Source organism: Enterococcus quebecensis, from assembly GCF_001730365.1.
Lineage (GTDB): Bacteria > Bacillota > Bacilli > Lactobacillales > Enterococcaceae > Enterococcus_L > Enterococcus_L quebecensis.
Genome location: NZ_MIKB01000018.1, coordinates 17465 through 35626 on the forward strand (window position 1 = coordinate 17465; position 18162 = coordinate 35626).

General features: G+C 35.1%; 10 protein-coding genes. All 10 read left to right on the forward strand.

Annotation, left to right across the window (positions count from 1 at the left end; genetic code table 11):
• Window positions 1–7: 7 nt before the first annotated feature.
• The 10 genes from BCR23_RS13455 (at window position 8) to BCR23_RS13500 (ending at window position 18090) form a co-directional block, all read left to right on the forward strand.
• Window positions 8–652: a nicotinate-nucleotide adenylyltransferase gene (locus BCR23_RS13455; protein WP_069636012.1), complete on the forward strand. Its 645-nt coding sequence runs from the start codon at window positions 8–10 to the stop codon at window positions 650–652.
• A complete protein-coding gene (gene yqeK / locus BCR23_RS13460) occupies window positions 636–1235 on the forward strand; it encodes a bis(5'-nucleosyl)-tetraphosphatase (symmetrical) YqeK (RefSeq protein ID WP_205688508.1) in 600 nt (199 codons plus the stop codon). The genes BCR23_RS13455 and yqeK overlap by 17 nt, the downstream gene beginning before the upstream one ends.
• A gap of 206 nt (window positions 1236–1441) precedes the next feature.
• Window positions 1442–1780: a ribosome silencing factor gene (gene rsfS / locus BCR23_RS13465; protein ID WP_069636014.1), complete on the forward strand. Its 339-nt coding sequence runs from the start codon at window positions 1442–1444 to the stop codon at window positions 1778–1780.
• 1 nt (window position 1781) lies between these two features.
• The gene (locus BCR23_RS13470; RefSeq protein WP_069636015.1) at window positions 1782–2519 is read left to right on the forward strand and encodes a class I SAM-dependent DNA methyltransferase; all 738 of its coding nucleotides are present in this window, start codon (window positions 1782–1784) and stop codon (window positions 2517–2519) included.
• A gap of 134 nt (window positions 2520–2653) precedes the next feature.
• A complete protein-coding gene (locus BCR23_RS13475; protein ID WP_069636016.1) occupies window positions 2654–3823 on the forward strand; it encodes a nucleotidyltransferase in 1170 nt (389 codons plus the stop codon).
• 94 nt (window positions 3824–3917) lie between these two features.
• Window positions 3918–4637 carry a YebC/PmpR family DNA-binding transcriptional regulator gene (locus tag BCR23_RS13480; protein WP_069636017.1) on the forward strand — a complete coding sequence of 240 codons (720 nt, stop codon included), beginning with the start codon at window positions 3918–3920 and terminating at the stop codon, window positions 4635–4637.
• Window positions 4638–5664: 1027 nt separating this feature from the next.
• Complete coding sequence (locus BCR23_RS13485; RefSeq protein ID WP_069636018.1) at window positions 5665–5856, forward strand: hypothetical protein; 192 nt, start codon at window positions 5665–5667, stop codon at window positions 5854–5856.
• Between the two features lie 25 nt (window positions 5857–5881).
• Complete coding sequence (locus tag BCR23_RS13490; protein WP_069636019.1) at window positions 5882–14632, forward strand: isopeptide-forming domain-containing fimbrial protein; 8751 nt, start codon at window positions 5882–5884, stop codon at window positions 14630–14632.
• A gap of 476 nt (window positions 14633–15108) precedes the next feature.
• Window positions 15109–17292: a hypothetical protein gene (locus BCR23_RS13495; protein WP_069636020.1), complete on the forward strand. Its 2184-nt coding sequence runs from the start codon at window positions 15109–15111 to the stop codon at window positions 17290–17292.
• Between the two features lie 60 nt (window positions 17293–17352).
• Window positions 17353–18090, forward strand: coding sequence for a WxL domain-containing protein (locus tag BCR23_RS13500; RefSeq protein WP_069636021.1), 738 nt, complete (start codon window positions 17353–17355; stop codon window positions 18088–18090).
• The last annotated feature ends 72 nt before the right edge of the window (window positions 18091–18162 follow it).

The window sequence follows — 18162 nt, forward strand, 5'->3', positions numbered from 1 at the left end:
TAAGAAAATGAGGACAAATACGAATGCAACGTTAAAAGCAGAAGTAATTGTAGAAGAAGCTGAGCTTTTTCCAAAGCGTAAACAAGTAGGAATTTTAGGTGGGAATTTTAATCCGGTTCATGTGGCTCATTTAGTGATGGCTGATCAAGTACAACAGCAGCTTGGGTTGGATAAAGTCTATTTGATGCCTACTTATTTACCGCCTCATGTAGATGAAAAAAAGACTATTAATAGTAAAGATCGTTTGGCAATGCTTGAATTAGCGATTGCCAATAATCCAAATTTAGCTGTGGAACCAATTGAGTTATTCCGTAAAGGAAAAAGTTATACCTATGATACAATGAAAGCTTTAACTCAAAATAATCCAGATACAGATTATTATTTTATCATTGGCGGCGACATGGTAGAATATTTACCAAAGTGGAACAAGATTGATGAGTTATTGACTTTGACAAATTTTGTTGGTATTCGTCGTCCAAATTATGGAACGGTTACACCTTATCCGATTATTTGGGTGGATGTTCCGCAAATGGATATCAGTTCAACATTAATTCGGGAAAAAATAAAAAATGGTTGTTCTACACGCTACTTATTGCCAGATAGTGTGATACACTATATAGAAAAGAAGGAGTTATATGTGGATGGATTTTAGCGGGAAATATACAACGTTTAAGCGTGAAGAATTGATGCAAGAAGTCCAGATGCATATGAGTGAACGACGTTTTGCACATGTATTAGGTGTAGAGAAGATGGCGATTGCTCTTGCTGCGAAATATGGTGAATCAGAAGAAAAAGCAAGTATTGCGGCATTGACTCACGATTATGCCAAAGAGCGACCAGATGAAGAATTCGAGTTGATCATCAAGCGAGATGGCTATGATCAGGATTTACTGAATTATGGTAATGCCATTTGGCATGGCCTGGTTGGGGCTAGCATGGTTCAAAGAGAGCTTGGTATAGAGGATGAAGAAATTTTAGAGGCGATTCGTTTGCATACCACGGGAGCTGCAAAAATGAGTTTACTTGATAAAATTATTTATGTTGCTGATTATATCGAACCAGGTAGAAATTTCCCAGGAGTGAAAGAAGCTCGGGAAATTGCATTAATTGACCTAGATGAAGCAGTTGCATATGAAACCAAACATACCCTTCAGCATTTAATTGAACAAGAACAAAAAATTTATCCTAAGACGATTGAGACATACAATTATTGGGTAGTAGGAAAAGTTGATTGAACTCGTTTGGCACAGATACAAAAATATGGAATACCATTAGTGATGCTATTTGTCATTAACAGAATACATCTTTTTTTGAAGTGCTAGTTTATGAGGTAGGATTAAAGAAGAGCTGAACTCAGCATTTAGTTCTTTGAAAAGTTAGGCATTTGAATAAAAAAATTTTAATTAAATAATGGGAGGAAACCATCATAGATAGTCAACAGATTTTAGAAATCGCTGTAAAAGCAGCCGATTCAAAAAGAGCAGAGGAAATTGTCGCATTAGATGTGCGTGAAATATCACTTTTAGCAGATTACTTTATGATTTGCCAAGCAACGAGTGAGCGTCAAATTAATGCCATCGTAGAAGAAATTATTGAAAAAGAAGAAGAAGCAAAAATAGAAGTGAAGCGAATCGAAGGAAAAGATGCGGGAAAATGGGTACTGATCGATTTAGGCGATATCATTGTTCATGTATTCCAATCATCTGAACGTGCATTCTACAACTTAGAAAAACTTTGGTCAGATGCTCCAATGATCGATCTACACGCTTGGGTCGAGTAATATGGCTTATGAAACATTTGCTTTTGTTTATGATGAAGTAATGGATGATAGTTTGTATGATCAATGGCTCCAATTTTCAAAACGTCACTTACCAGAAGGGAAAAAAGATGTTTTAGAAATGGCTTGTGGTACTGGAGCTTTAGCTGTAAATTTTGCAAAAGCAGGATTTACTGTTACAGCACTAGATTTATCAGAAGAAATGCTGATGATGGCTAGCAAAAGAGCTGCTGAAGAGGATGTTCATGTTCAGTTTGTCCAAGGAAATATGATGGATTTATCGGAAATGGGACAGTATCATGCGATTACTTGTTTTTCTGATTCACTTTGCTATATGGCAAATCGTCAAGAAGTACAGCAAGTATTTGATGATGTTTATCAAGCATTAGAAGATGATGGTGTTTTTATCTTTGATGTTCATTCGACCTATCAAATAGACAAAGTATTTCCAGAGTATAGTTATCATTACCAAACAGAAGAATTTGCCTTTTTGTGGGATAGCTATGCTGGTAAAAAAGAACATAGTATTGAGCATTTTTTAACTTTTTTTGTGAAAGAACATGAAAATGATGAAGTATTCATCCGACAAGATGAACTGCATCAAGAACGAACATACACAATGGAAAATTATTTGATGATGTTGGAAAGTGCTGGTTTTATGGATGTTAAAGTCTATGCGGATTTTACTGATGAGGCACCAACCGAAAAAAGTCATCGCTGGTTTTTCGTTTGTCAGAAATAGCAGAAGAGACCCCAAAAGTGAGTGGCGCAAAACTATTTAGAGTTTATGCCACTCATTTTTATTTTGTTTCAGTAATAAAACAAAAATGGTATGATGGAATTCTAATAGAAATGTTTCAGACAAGGAGAATACAGATGAAAAGCTGCGGCATTATTGTTGAATATAATCCTTTTCATAATGGACATCAGTATCACGCTAAAATGGCTCGCGAAATGAGTGGAGCAGATGTTGTAATAGCTGTAATGAGTGGAAATTTTTTGCAAAGAGGAGAGCCCGCAATTATTGATAAATGGACACGTGCTGAAGAAGCGCTGAAGCATGGGGTAGATTTAGTGATTGAATTACCGTTTGCATATGCGGTTCAATCAGCTGATTATTTTGCTAAAGGCGGGATTAAGCTGTTGCAATCCATGCATTGTGATTCGCTGTGTTTTGGTACGGATAACCAAGGGGATATGTCTTATGAAAAATTTGGTTCTTATGTAAAAGAACATCAGGCAGAAATTAATCAAACTTATCAGAAAATCAAAAACAATGGCATGAGCTATCCGCAACAAATGACGGAAGTTTTTCGTCAAATATATCCAGAGACTGCTTTAGATTTTTCTTCGCCAAACCATATTCTAGGGTTGAGCTATGCTAAAGAGAATGCTAGTTATGAAAAGCCAATGAGTCTCTATCCTCTAAAAAGAGAGCAAGCAGGTTATCATGATCTAAAAATACATAAAGAATTCGCTAGTGCTACTGCGATTAGAAAAGCTGTTTTTTCAGGGGCATTGGATCAAATTAAACAAGTGCTGCCAGAAGAAGTGGTTTTAGATCTAGTAAATACACCGAAGGTATCGTGGGAAGATTATTGGTTATTATTAAAATATAAATTGATTAGTAGTTCAATAGCAGAATTGCAAGAAATCTATCAGATGAAAGAAGGAATCGAATATCGTCTGCAAGAAGCTGCCAAAACTTCGGAGACTTTTTTAGCATTCATGGAAAAAGCGAAAACCAAAAGATATACTTGGACACGTCTTCAACGACTAGCTACTTATATTTTAAATAATGTAAAACAAGAGGAAGTAGAAAAAAATTGGCATCACAGTCATTTACAGGTTTTAGGTTTTACTGACCAAGGTCAACGGTTTTTACGAGAGAAGAAAAAGACGATTGAGTTACCAATGATAACAAAGGTGTCGAAGAGTGTAAGTACGCAATTAGCTTTAGATATTCGCAGCAATCAAATCTATCAGTTAGGAAATGAAACTATTTTAGAGCAAAGTTTTGGACGTTTTCCGATTCGATTGTCTTAAAAGCAAAAAACACTTAACAAAAGTTCATTTGCCAAGTATAATGAGAAAGGCACTATAAACAAAAAATAATAATGAATGAAAGCGAAGTGAGAATATGGGTCGTAAGTGGGCAAATATTAAAGAGAAAAAAGCTGCCAAAGACGCAAATAACAGCCGAGTTTATGCAAAATTCGGAATTGAAATTTACGTAGCAGCGAAATCGGGTGATCCTGACCCTCAAGCAAATCAGAAATTAAGATTTGTTATCGAGCGCGCAAAAACATACAATGTACCAAAACATATCATCGATCGAGCAATCGAAAAAGCGAAGGGTTCTGGCGATGAACAGTATTCAGAGCTACGTTACGAAGGCTTTGGACCAAATGGATCAATGGTTATTGTCGATGCATTGACTAATAACGTAAACCGTACAGCTTCTGATGTTCGTGCTGCTTTTGGTAAAAATGGAGGAAATATGGGTGTCAGTGGAGCTGTAGCCTATATGTTCGATCATACTGGCGTTATCGGTTTTGCAGGAGATGATGCAGATGAAATCCTTGAATATTTAATGGAAAAAGACATTGATGTTCGTGATGTTACCGAAGAAGAAGGGCAAATCATTGTTTATACAGAACCAGAAGATTTACATGCTGTTCAAGAAGCCATGAAAGAAAAAGGCATCGAAGAATTTTCAGTAGCAGAGTTAGAAATGATTGCTCAAAATGATGTAGAGTTGGATGGAGAAGATTTAGAAAAATTTGAAAAAATGATCGATGTTTTAGAAGAGCTTGATGATGTTCAAAAAGTGTATCATAACGTTGATTTAGGCGAATAGGTAAGTTAAGAACTCTTGATTAGTTGAGGGTTCTTTTTTTGCGCAATAAAATCAGAATTCGGCATATTGATATGTTTTGTTGTTGGTAAATAAAGACTAAAATAAAAAAATTTAAAATCAATAATATGTTAAGTTTGATATAAATATCTATGAGTAATATAATTGTTATAAATGCTGTCTTTTTGATGACTGTAAATCTTTTGAGCAGAATGTAGATATTCTAGAGATATTAATTGTTTTTTTTAAAGAATCTTAAATAAAGGCTGGGAGGGGAAAATAGTACATCTATTTGAAGTTAATATGATTATTTATTGATAAAGAAAAAACCCTTCATACACACACTATATGAAGGGAAACACAATATGAAAAAACTAAGAACAAAGATATAATAGCATTTTTTTTGTGAATTCTCAAATATTTCGAATTTCTAGGAAATTTTTGAGAATTTAAGAAATAGAGTTTTGAAAAATGAAAACATTTAATTGTAGAATAGTATCCAAAAGTTACTGTTTTATGTTCCTCTAAAATGATTTTATTTCTTTGTTATATATATTATGGAATACACATGATTTTCCATATGAGAGTTTACTTCCTTGTCTATACTGTTGTTTTTCAGTAATTAAGAAAGTATCGTTATTGTATTTTGTTTTAATTTTAAAGTTATTTATTTGTTTTCTATCCGTATTTTTACTTTTGTTGTAATGGAAAAATGATGAAAAATAAGAAGCAAAACGAAGGTTTATCATAGGAAACACTGACTAATAGAACTGTATTTTTATCTGCATGATATTATTATTTTTCAATTTTTTTATAAAAAGTGTAAAAAAGTGAAAAATATATTTGTTTGTTGTAGTGTAAAATGATATGCGTACAAATAGGGGTTACTTTCGAAAATACATTCATTGTGTGGCTTAAAGCTAGAGGTAATTACATATATTTAGATAATGAGTGTTAGTTTATTATTTCGAAAAATTCCATTTTATTTGCTACATACATTTATCCAATAATATTTGTAGGAGGTGTTTAGGTGAATAAATCAGCAACTTTTTTTAAACAGATAGGAGTCGTAGTTCTTTTGTTTATCTCAGTAGTTGTGTTAAGCGCATGTCAGGGTAAGAAAGATAAGACCAAAGACGTGACATCGAAAAAAACAATAGAAACCACGATTGAAACAAAGTCTAATGCAGCCACGATTATCGTTGAAGATTCGTCAAATTAAAAGCATCAGGAAAGAAGGATATGAGTTGGATCAAAAACAAAATTTTAAATTAGTAGAAAAAATAGCTACTTGGTTTATGTTACTAATTTTAGTATTCCAAGTAATTACATCTGGTCTATTTGGAGTGATTGCACAGGCTGAATCATCAGTCGGTGATCTTTTATTGATCAATGAGCAAGGCACACCAATCAATAACCTTACTTTGGAAAAAGGCGAAGTAAAAGTTATTGGTGTGAAAACAACGAATAAAGAGGATAGCTCTGTTCAGGTAAATCTTGGAGGGTTACATTTAAAACAAGATCAAACCAATGAAAAAAATGCTGGCAACCCGGTTTCTATCGCTTATAGTGAAGAAGCATCCAATGTTATTGCCAGTTGGCAGACCACACCAACTGTGACACAAGACAAGTCTGTAGATGAGCAGGCAGCTACAGAAAACAATCAAATTAACCCGATACTTGAAGATCCAGTAACTCAGTTTGTAAATAACCAAGCGTGGTTAGTGGTAGAAGGAACTGAAGCAGGTACCTATCAAGTTCAGGCGAGGTCTTCTAGATCAACAGGGATTGGTATGTCTGATCCACTTGTGGTTACGGTGAAAGAAAAAGTAGTGGAGTCTAGTGATGAAGTAACTGAAGAATTAAAAGAAAATAAAGCGACAAAAGAAGGTAAGAAAGTAGAAAGAAGTAAAGCATCCTTACGTAGAAATACTAAAGCTGTTTCTAGTGTGACATCACAGGTGTGGGATTTAAACACTAGTGACTGGGGAACAGCTAACGAAATTACTGATTTTAGACAATATAATTATGGAATAAAATATAATATTCAGTTGACACTTGATAATGAAGAAGCAAAAAATGAAATAGCGATTGATCCAAGTTTAGTCAATCATACAAATAATGTTCCGTGGGCCATAATTTCGGAGGATTCTGTATCAGGGAGTAATCCGGCCGGTTCTCCTGCAGATGTTGTTTTTGAGTTTGGTACTATAATTTTAGAGCCTAATGGGGCAGGAAACTATCAATTATCTTTTGTGGTTAAATTCTCAGAAGATATAAATGCATTTAAAGGATTAGATGTTGAAGGCACATTCAACGAATTTACGTTAACATTGGATAGCGAAAATCAAACACAAGAAGTTAAAACTAAGGCTGTTTTTCCTCAGCCCTATTATCTTATTTTTACAGATAGTAAGAACCCAACTTCACCAATTATTCAAAAGAAGATTCAATTTAAACTAATACGTAAATCAGATGGCTCTATTCAGACTTATACCACAGAGGGAGATACTGGAAATCCTGATAGATCGTTTGGTGCTTGGCTTAATATTATTGAGGGCGATTATGACATTAAAGTTGAAAAAATAGAAGATGACATGTATTTACCAAAAACTGATAAAGTTGAGGGATCTATAAATAAATTTGTTCCCAATTGGACTGGTTCACTAAAAGGAATTAATTTAGTAAGAATAGAGCCAGCGATAAATACTAAAATAAGTTTTGATAAAGAAAATGACAACTATTATTCTGATGTCGTGAAATCAACACAAGAAATATCTAAAGACACTGAAAAAAATGGAACAGACCCCATTAGATTTATTTTTGCTTCGGAAAATACTGGAACAAATATGTTACCCAAAAACGAAGTGAAAATATATAGAGTTTCTAATGGTTCTGAGGTAGATGTTGTGAGAGTTCCTTGGAATCAAGTCTGGAAGCCTGTAAAAGATATTAGTGGTGCAGATACTTATAGATTATCATATGAGTATCAGTTGTCTAGTCCATTATTAGATGATGAGAAAATATTTATGGAAACTGACTGGCAATTACTTGAAAAAGATCCTGAGAAGGCTCTGGTTACTAGCAATTACCAACTTAGTATTACGATTCAAGGTATTGACAAAAATGATGTTGGGTCGAATAGAGATCCAATTGTAGCAACAACAAATGCATATGCACGAACGGCAACTGAGTCACTAGCTAAGAAAGAAGTATTGAAAAATGGCAAGGATATTAATGATCAAACTTTAGTTGTTGGAGATACAATCACCTATCGAATGACGTTGCAGGCTCTTTCTGATGAAGAAACAGCCCAATTAAAAGTCGGACAGTGGTTTGAAGACCAATTGCCGCAAGGGATCAGTTGGGATCCAAATGATCTTTTTGTAACAATGACTACTGCATCTGCTGGAAAGCAAACGATTCGAAAGTCAAATTATAGCTTGAATAGTTCAGGTCTGCTCCGCATAGATATGAATAAAATAACTTTTTCTCCAAATAATCTACTTTACATCTCTAAAGATAAACCAGAGGCTAGTAAACTGATTTTTGAAATCACAGGTAAAGTAACCAACGCAGCTAGTGGTGTACTTGAAAATCAAGCAACATTTAATACACAAAGAAGGACAGATGATTTTAAAGTAGATAGTTGGGAACAAGATGCTCCAACAAAAACAAATAAAGTATCTAATACAGTCAAACCCGAAGTAAAGCTAGAAAAACACGTTTATGCTGAAGATCCTAGAACAACAGCTGATCAAGAAGATGCAAAAGTCTTATACGCAGATAAATCATTTTTCTACTCAATTGATGCGAATTTAACACCAGAGTCTGGCGCCATGTACAATGGAGTAATAGAGGATGACATACCAGATAAGCTAGAGCTTCAAGGGAACTACGCTCTGTTGATTAATGGAACTGAGGTAGCTTTACCACAAGAAGCCATTGAAGTAGCTGATCAAAAGGTAAAGTTTGATTTTTCAAAAGTCCCTGAACTAAGTCCGATGTTAAACACTCAGAAAGTAACATTAATTATAGAGGTTAAGGCAGATGCTTCTCTAGTAAACACTGGGATAGATACAGTCAATAAAGCAAGTATTAAAGGAACAGATAAACAAGGAGTATCTCCTACGAAAGCTGAATCTCAGGTAGGTGTACGTTTCGTTTATCCGCCAGGGGATCTGTCAATTGAGAAAAGTGTTGGTAAGACAGTAAATAACGAGTTCGCTCCATTAAAAGATAAAAGTCCAGTAAAAGTGGGAGATACAATCACATATCAACTAATTGTAAAAAATCCCGCTGCTGTCGGAACAATTGTCAGAGCGGTTCATGCTAAAGACAATGTACCAAAAGGGTTAGAAATAGTACCTGATTCAATCAATGTAAAAGTGAGTAAAGGTGATCAGGAAGAGTCAAATAAAGGAACTAATCTAGGTAATGGACAAAGTATAGATGTATTGATCGGCGATTTGATGGGAGGAGAGCAAGCTGAGGTTACATTCGATGTAATTGTAACAAAAGAGGCTTCTGGAGAGTTAAAAAATATTGCTTCCGCATCTGGAAAAATCGACGAAGTTCCAAATGGTCCGGACATCAATAAAGATACAGAGAAAAATCCATCTACAGAACTAGGAATTAAGCCAAATCCTGCATTGACCAAAACAGTCAGTCAGAAAAAAGCATACAAAGGTCAAAAACTTACCTATACAATTGTTGCTACAAATGAGAATGGTGCACCAATCATCAAAGGAAAGATTAGTGATAGTCTTCCAGGTGAAGTAAAATATGTTTCCGGTACAACAGTTGTTGACAAAGTAGCAATCGATGATACTTTGTTTGGTTGGGCAAATGATAAACGCTCTTTTGAATATAGTGAGCTAACTATTGATGCTGAAAAAACAATTACCATTACATTTGAAGTAGAAGTAACAACAGATGAAGTAAAAGCAGATATATTAAATACAGCCAAATTTAATGGTGAATATCAAGTCAATACAGAGAAGACAGAAGCGATTGAAGAATCATCAGCTTCAGCCGATTTCGAGACAGTTCGACAAAATGGAGAGCTAGCAATTAAAAAAGAAGTTTCCCAAAACTCAGTAGATCGGCATGACAAAGTAGTAAAAGTTGGCGATATTATTGAATATAAGCTCATTGTCGAAAATACTACAAAAGATCCTTCAATTATTCATAACGTTAAGGTGACAGATACGATTCCTGTAGGGTTAGTCTATCAAGATAATACTCTGAAAGTTAATGGAAAAGAGCCAGCAGAAGGAAGTAAAGTTGAAAAAAATTCATTACTGGTAATTATTGGTGATATTACCGAAGAAACAAAACCAATAGAAATTACCTTTAATGTCAAAGTAACAAAAGAAGCCTTGGCAGTAACAAAAAATGAAGCAATGGCTTCGGGTGAAACGTTAAAAGATCCAACAGATCTTGACTCAACTAAACTTACACAGGAAACCGACTCAAATGAAGTTATCATACACAAACAACCTGACCCAATCATCAAAAAAGAAATTCTTGATCCATCAGACGCAAAAGTGTTTAATGGTGACGAAATCACTTATCAAATCAGTGTAGCTAACGGAACGTTAGAAAATAAAGAGACACTTGGTGGTTTGCATAATGCGAAAGTAACGGACGAGTTAGATTCTAACCTTGAATATGTCGATGAATCAACAACTGTTGGTGGAATAAAAATTTCTGATACTGGGGTATGGACAAATAATAAAAACTTCACTTATACATTTAATGAAGTTATACCAGCTGGCGAATCAAGAACTATTACATTTAGAGTAAAAGTAAGTGAAAAAGCTAAAGGGAAAATCAACAATAGTGCCACAATTATTGGTTTAGATCAAGATAAAAACGAATTACCAAAAGTTGATCACAACGTTGATGTTGCTGTATATCCTAAGCCAGGAAAACTTGAAATCGAGAAGTTAGTTTTCAACAAAGAGAATACAGAAATCGAAAACGGAATTGTTGCTAAAGATAGTATTGTCACTTATCAACTAGCTATTAAAAATACAGTAACTGGTACTTCTGAAGTACTCAATGCAACAATTGAAGATAAAATCCCAGCAGGATTAGAGTACCAAAAGGACAGTTTACGTGTTGTCGAAAAACCTGCAACTGTTACCGTAAAAGAGTTGACAGTCTCAAATTCACCAGACACAGTGAAAGCTGTTGTCGAAAAACTAAACGGTGAAGAAAAAGTCATCATAGAATTTAAAGCAAAAGCAACTGCGCAATCTGGATCTGTGATTACAAACCAAGGAAGTGCTAAAGGACAAGTAACACAAACTCCAGGGGGAGAACTTACTAACTTAGATCCAGTAGAAGATACAGTAGTTATCTACAAAGCGCCAGATCCAAAAATTACGAAAAAAGTGATCGAACCTACAAGCAAAGAAGTAATCAAAGGTAGTCAAGTCACATATGAATTAGTGATTACAAATGGCGATAAGAACACAGGTGAATTATTGAATGGTCAGGTGACAGACGTATTGCCGGAAGGCTTGAAATATGTTTCAGGTACTACTAAAATCAATGGCCAAAAAGCAACACCAGAAGAAGAAAATAGTTGGGCAGAAGATAACAAAACATTCAAATATAACCTGCCGTCACCTTATCTAGGTGGAACTGAAACGAAAATCACCTTTACAGTTGAAATAACAAAAGGTGACAAGTCAGAAGACATCGGCAAACCAATTACGAATGAAGCAAGTCTTACTGGTCAGGATAAAGAAAAAACAAGTTATACACCAGATAATGGCAAAGATGTTGTTACCCCGATTCGTAAAGATGGTAAGCTAGCTATAAAAAAATCTGTTATTAAAGATAATGAGAATATTCATGATAAAGTCGTTTCTGTCAATGATATTATTGAATATAAGCTTGTTGTAGAAAATACAGAAAAACTACCTTCTGAAGTAAATAATGTTATTGTGACAGATAACATTCCCGATGGCTTGGAGTATCAAAACGGAACCTTAGTAATCGAAGGTGCAGATAGTTCAGCCAAAGGACAAGTTACTGGTAATGTTTTAACAGCTGAGTTAAATACATTAACAGAAGGTCAAATCGTAACAATCAGTTTCAAAGTAAAAGTAACAGAAAAATCTAAAGGTGTAATAAATAATATTGCTTTAGTCTCAGGGAAAGTGAAGCCAATCGACGGCAGTTCATCGGTTGATGTCAAAAGTGATGACGATGTAACAGTCAATAGAACGCCAGATCCAAAAATTAAAAAATCAATTGTCACGCCAACGAATAATATCGTGACAAAAGGGGATCAAATAAAATATCGTCTAGTCGTAACAAATGGCGATAAGAACACAGGGGTATTAAAAAACGGAACAGTTACTGATACACTAGTTTCTGGATTGAAGCATGTAGCGAATACGACAACAATGAATGGTCAATCTGTTGATGAGTCAAACTGGATTTCCGAAACGTTAACCGTTGATTTACCAGCGTCTTATGAAGGTGGAAGTGACCCGATAACAATTGAATTTATAGTTGTTGTAGAGACGAATGAGTTAGGAACAATTTCAAATACAGCCGAAGTTTCTGGACAAGATATTACTGATACAGGTAATTATAGTGACACAGGAAAAGTGGATATTAAGGTGGTTCCAAAAGCAGGAGAATTAAATTTAAAGAAAACTGTTACTAAAGATGACAAAGATGTTCATGATAAAATCATTCGTGTTGGAGATATTATCACGTATACAATGGTGGTTGAAAATCCTGTAACGGATCCTTCACAAGTTAAGGATGTTATCCTGAAAGATTTGATACCAGAAGGATTAGAATATCAACCAACAACACTAAAAGTGAATGGTATGCTAAAACCAGATAGTCATATAACAGGACAAACCTTGACAATCAATCTAGGTGTAATAAAAGAAAAAGCGAAAGTAACTGTAACTTTTGATGTAAAGGTTACAGCGGCGGCTAAAGGTAAAATTACAAATATTGCCACTGTTTCTGGTACGGTGACCCCTCCTGGACAAGAGGATACAACATTACCAAACCTTACTGAAAAAGTAGAAAATAGTAAAATTCCAGAGCCGAAAATTCAAAAAACAGTAATTGATGGCTCTAACAATGAAATAAATGCGCCAAAAGTCATCAAAGGGCAAGAAGTCATTTACCAACTAGTTGTTACTAATGGAACAGAAACAACGGGTATTTTATATGATGGAGTTGTGAAAGATACCTTAGAGTCAAGCTTGGAGTATGTTGCTGGAACGACTAAAGTAAATGGTAAGAAAGTAACGGATGAAGTTGCTGGATGGTCTGGAAATAACTTGAATTATAAATTACCAAAAGAATTCATTGGTGGAGAAAAACTTGTGATTACATTTACTGTTAAGGTAACAAGCTCAGAATTAGGTTTAATTACCAATACTGGCGATATAACAGGAAAAGATAGTGAAAAGTCTCCAGATACTGATTATAATCACTCTGATCCAGTTGATATTGAAGTTATTCGTGGAACAGGCGATCCCAAAATTTCAAAAGAAGTTTGGTCAGAAGATGAGAGTCAAGACCTGAACAATCAAGTGGTTAAAGCGGGAACTACCATTCAATACAATTTAATTGTTGAAAACAAAAATCAAGAACCATCAGAAGTTAGAAATACGACCGTTACAGATATTATTCCAGCTGGGTTAACCTATGTACAAGGTACATTGACGCTGGAAAATACACTTGTTGGTGATGAAAACATTGTTGGACAACAACTAACTCTTGATGTAGGAACTCTTATAGAGGGACAAAAGAAAGTTATTAGTTTTAAAGTAGTTGTCACAGATGCAGCTAAAGGTATTAGTAAAAACATTGCATATGTTACTGGAAAAACGACGGACAAGACAGGATCGGACAAAGAATTACCAAAAACTCCTTCAAATCCAGTAAACATTCATAAACCTGCTGACCCAGAGATCAAAAAATCAATTGTAGGTGCAAGAGAAGTTACTATTGGTAGTGACATTGTTTATCGACTTGAAGTAAGCAATGGTACATCAGAAAACGGCGAGTTGTTAGAAGGAGTAGTGTCAGACGAACTTCCTGAAGGTTTGGTGTACAAAGCTAGAACAACTAAAGTAGATAAAAAACTAGTAAACGATGAGCAGGTTTGGAAAGACAATACGTTAAATTATCACTTATCTTCGACATTCAAGGGCGGAGAAGTGACAGTGATTGAATTTACAGCCACAGTGAATAAATTAGGATCTATTAATAACACAGCATCTGTAAGAGGTACAGATTTTAGTAAATCTTCATATGATGAAAATGGTGTTGTGTCAGTTACTGCTGTTGCAAAACCAGACCCTTCAATTGAAAAAAGTGTTAAAGAGCTTAATGCTAACGAGTTTGCTGCAGAATCAGATAAAATTGAAGTCAAAGCAAATGATCATTTAATTTATCGACTAGTTGTAAAAAATGGAACGGTAGACTCTGGGACTTTATTTAATGCGAAAGTAGAAGATAGATTACCTGCAGGTCTAACCTATGTAGCTAATTCAACTACAATCAACGGTGCTACAACATTATCTGATGCTGAACATTGGAAAAATAATGTGTTTACCTATGTTCAACCGATTATGGCACCAGGAGAAGTTTTAGATATTCAATTTGAAGTGAAAGTAAACGAAACAATGAGTGACCAACAGATTAAAAATACTGCAACCCTTACCGGAAAAGATTTAGGTACAGTAGAATATAATGGTCAGTCTGATGTTTCTGTACTGGTTAAAGTTGATCCTCCAATCGAAGATCCATTTGAGGATCCTCTAACTACAACAATTGAGCGATCATTACCAAACACATCAACTAAATCTAAAAGTGATGCAAGAAGCTATCCTAGAACAGGAGAAATGGAAGATCAAATTTCTTGGTTAGGATACGTGTTGATTGTTAATCTGGCAGTATTTTCTCTTTTCAAAAGAAAAGAGAAAAAAGATAAAATGTTGTGACATAGGTTACTTTAATTAGTTAAGAATAGTAGAGAAAAAAGTTGGAACGAAAGTGTTTATTTCCAATGAAGCTACGTTTGTCTTATTGTGTAATCGGATGTTAAAAGTCTGGGATATAACTCGAAGAGTTACGTCCCAGACTTTTTTTCTTTTGACTAATTTTTTATTGTTTAAGTGGTACAGGTGGATACTATGAGTAAAACAGTGTGAAAACAAAGTTATTGTTTGGTTAATAAAAAAAGGTATTCGTTCAAGTCTGCTGTTGTAAAGACAGTTTGGAAAATGAGACCGGCATAATCAATTTTTTCATTATAAAAACGATTGCAAATATTTTACTTTATTATAACCACAGTATAGAATTAGTGTAAGGAAATAAAGATCTATACCTTTTTTAGTTTCTGATATTTTTTGAATTATATAATTATATTATTTAAAAATGTATAGAAATAAGGGTTGTATACAAGGGGGCATTATAGTTGAAGGGGAAATGGCTGTTTTTATTTTTATCAGTATTGATGTTGAGCATTTTTAAGATCAATGATTACCAAGCTTTTGCGGAAGAGGAATTAGTAGATCAACAAACTGTGACTATGAATGCTCCTCAACCACGGTTGGTTAATGTGGGATCAGGCGTACTTAGTGGAACTTATGTAACTGGAAGTTCTGGTCAATCAATCATAACTATGTCATACACGTATACTCCAACGCTAAATCTTTCGTTAGGTGGAAAGCCCATGATTATATTGCAACTGCCAGCAGAAATAGCGAATCAAATTAATGGCAGTACAGCAACCCAACAAACTTTTCTATCTTTACTTAATGGTACAGTAACACTTCCAAGCGCATTAATTGGAAACGTCTCTTATAATATTCATGACACTACACATGGGATTAGTTTAGCGTATAGTAGCGCTTATAATTCAGTTTATGTCATATTTCCTACAAACCTTGTAAGTCTATTGGCACTCAGTCGTTGGGCAGTTTCTTTCAATTTTGACGTCTCAACATTGTATTTAAATGGAATAACGATTCCGCCAGCTAGTAATGGGAAGGATTATCCAATTAAAGGGACATTTGGTTCATCAACTGATGGTTTAGATATTATAAATTTAGTATTAGGAAATGTTTCACAGTCAGGTGTCATTAACATGCCATCGATGTCAATAGGGACAGGTGTACCCAATGTTACGCCGCCAGTTATAAACAGTCCCTTATTGAATTTACAGACAACAGTGAGCGGAACGATTCAGCAAACACAAAACAGTAGCTATACTTATACGGTTCAACTAACTCTCACTCGTTCTGATGGCACTTCATCACCTATAGTTATTAGTGGGATACCTGTTGACAGTTCTGGAAATTTTAGCACTGTTTTGGCATCAGCTTTACAGTATGGTGACAGTGTTTCAGCACTTATTATAGCCCAATCGAAAACCACTAGTAATTATATTCAAAGTTTACCTTCTGCTACACAAGCCGTCAGCTGGCCGATTCAACCGGTAACATCTATATCAGCGGTGGCAGGATCTACACAGCTTTCAGGAACAGCAGTGCAGACAAATGCTGGTACTTATCAAGTAGGGGTGCAAATAAATGGAGGAACTATTTATACAACTACATTGAATGGGAATGGTAGTTTTCAGTTTTCGAATTTACCAATGTTTCAAGGTGGAGAAACAGTTAATTTATTTGTACAGGGGCTCAGCAATCGAACGGGTAACGTTTTGGTAACAAGTGCTAGTTATAATCGAACGATTGCTTATCTATCACCAACTATTTCCGTTGTCCAAACAATTGAGCGACTTAATGCACAAGGGAATTGGGAAACAGCGCCATCTGTCGTTACTGGACAAACCGTTCGTTATACATTAACAACAACTTTAACGAATCAGCCAGCAACTTGGGGGAATCAGACATTAAAAGCATCTATTCCAAATGGCTTAACACAATTAAGTGGCGCAACTTTGATTCAAAAATCAAGTTCAGGTACGCAAACTCCTGTCCTTGGGACACAACTTTTAACCGATTCTAATACCAATACACAATATTGGTATTATCAAAATACACTTTCCATAAATAATTTTACGCAGCCTAATACTAGTTTTACTTTGCAATATACAGGTGTAGTTGCTCAAAATACGACCGGCCAATCATTGGCTTTTTCCAGTGTAATCGGAGGGGCTGACGGGGGAGGAACATCTATAACACCTCAAAGTAGTGCAGATTCGATACCAGTAGGAGATGGGACTTTACGTTTTGTTCAATCACCTAATAAAATCTCATTTAAAAACATTCCAGTGCCTGCGCATACTACAACATATAGTCCTAGTGGCGTAGATACCTCCTTGGTGATTGCTGATGGCCGTGTCAGCAAAAGTCAATGGCAATTATATGTTAGAGAAAACCAAGCAATGCAATCTACAACTACAAGTAAAAAAATTAACCAAGCTTTTGTTTATCGGGTGAATGGGCAAGATAATGTTATTAATACACTAGCATCGAAAATCTATAGCTATACTTCTCCTGATAATAATAATGTAGTTATTTCATGGAATCAGCAAAATGGTGTGTTTTTAAAACTTACGCCTAGTGTAAATATCAATGTAAATGAATCGTACACGGCGCAATTACAATGGATTTTGTCAGATGCACCATTATAACTTGTGTTAGCTTCTAATCTAAATGAGAAGTTAAAATAAAAAAAGAAAGAAGGAAGTAAAATGAAGAAGAGTTTAGGTTTTTTATCTGCAGCAACTGTCTTAATTGCACTTGGTTTTGTGGGAGGAACTGTTGGGGAAGCTGCTATTGTGGGGTCTTTAAACTCTAATGCGGATATAACGTTCTCTCAAGATACTACGGTAACATCTCCAGTCAATCCTCTTGATCCAACGGAGCCAGTATCACCTAACCCAGATGATCCTCACCAAACAGGAACAGGTGGAGCCTTAAGTTTGGATTATATATCTAATTTTCATTTTGGTACTAAAGTGATTCAAACGGATGATGTGACCTATTATGCTCAATTGGATCAAGTTCAAAACTCACTTTCAACGTTGATTAGTGTTCCGAACTACGTACAAGTAACAGATAAACGTGGGTTAAACCTTGGTTGGAAATTAACAGTTAAACAAAATGGGCAGTTTCAAACAGCAGATACAACACCAGCTGTGTTAAACAACGCTCAGATGAGTTTTGTAGCGGCAACACCGAATTCTACTGAATTAATCACACTTGCACCAGTAACAGTACCTGTCACTCTAGATCCTACAGGAACAGCTTCTTCACCTGTGGCTACAGCACTTGTGTCTACAGGAATAGGTACATGGACACTTGCATTTGGATCAGGCGTCGGAGCTGCTCAAGGGGTTAAATTAAACGTACCAAATGCAACGACAAAAGTTGCAAATAACCAATACAAAACTACACTTACTTGGACATTAAACGATAGTCCTTTATAAAATAAGTAGATTGATCTTGTTATTTCATACAAAGTAATTATATTTTTAATATACTGAAAAGAGCCTAAATTT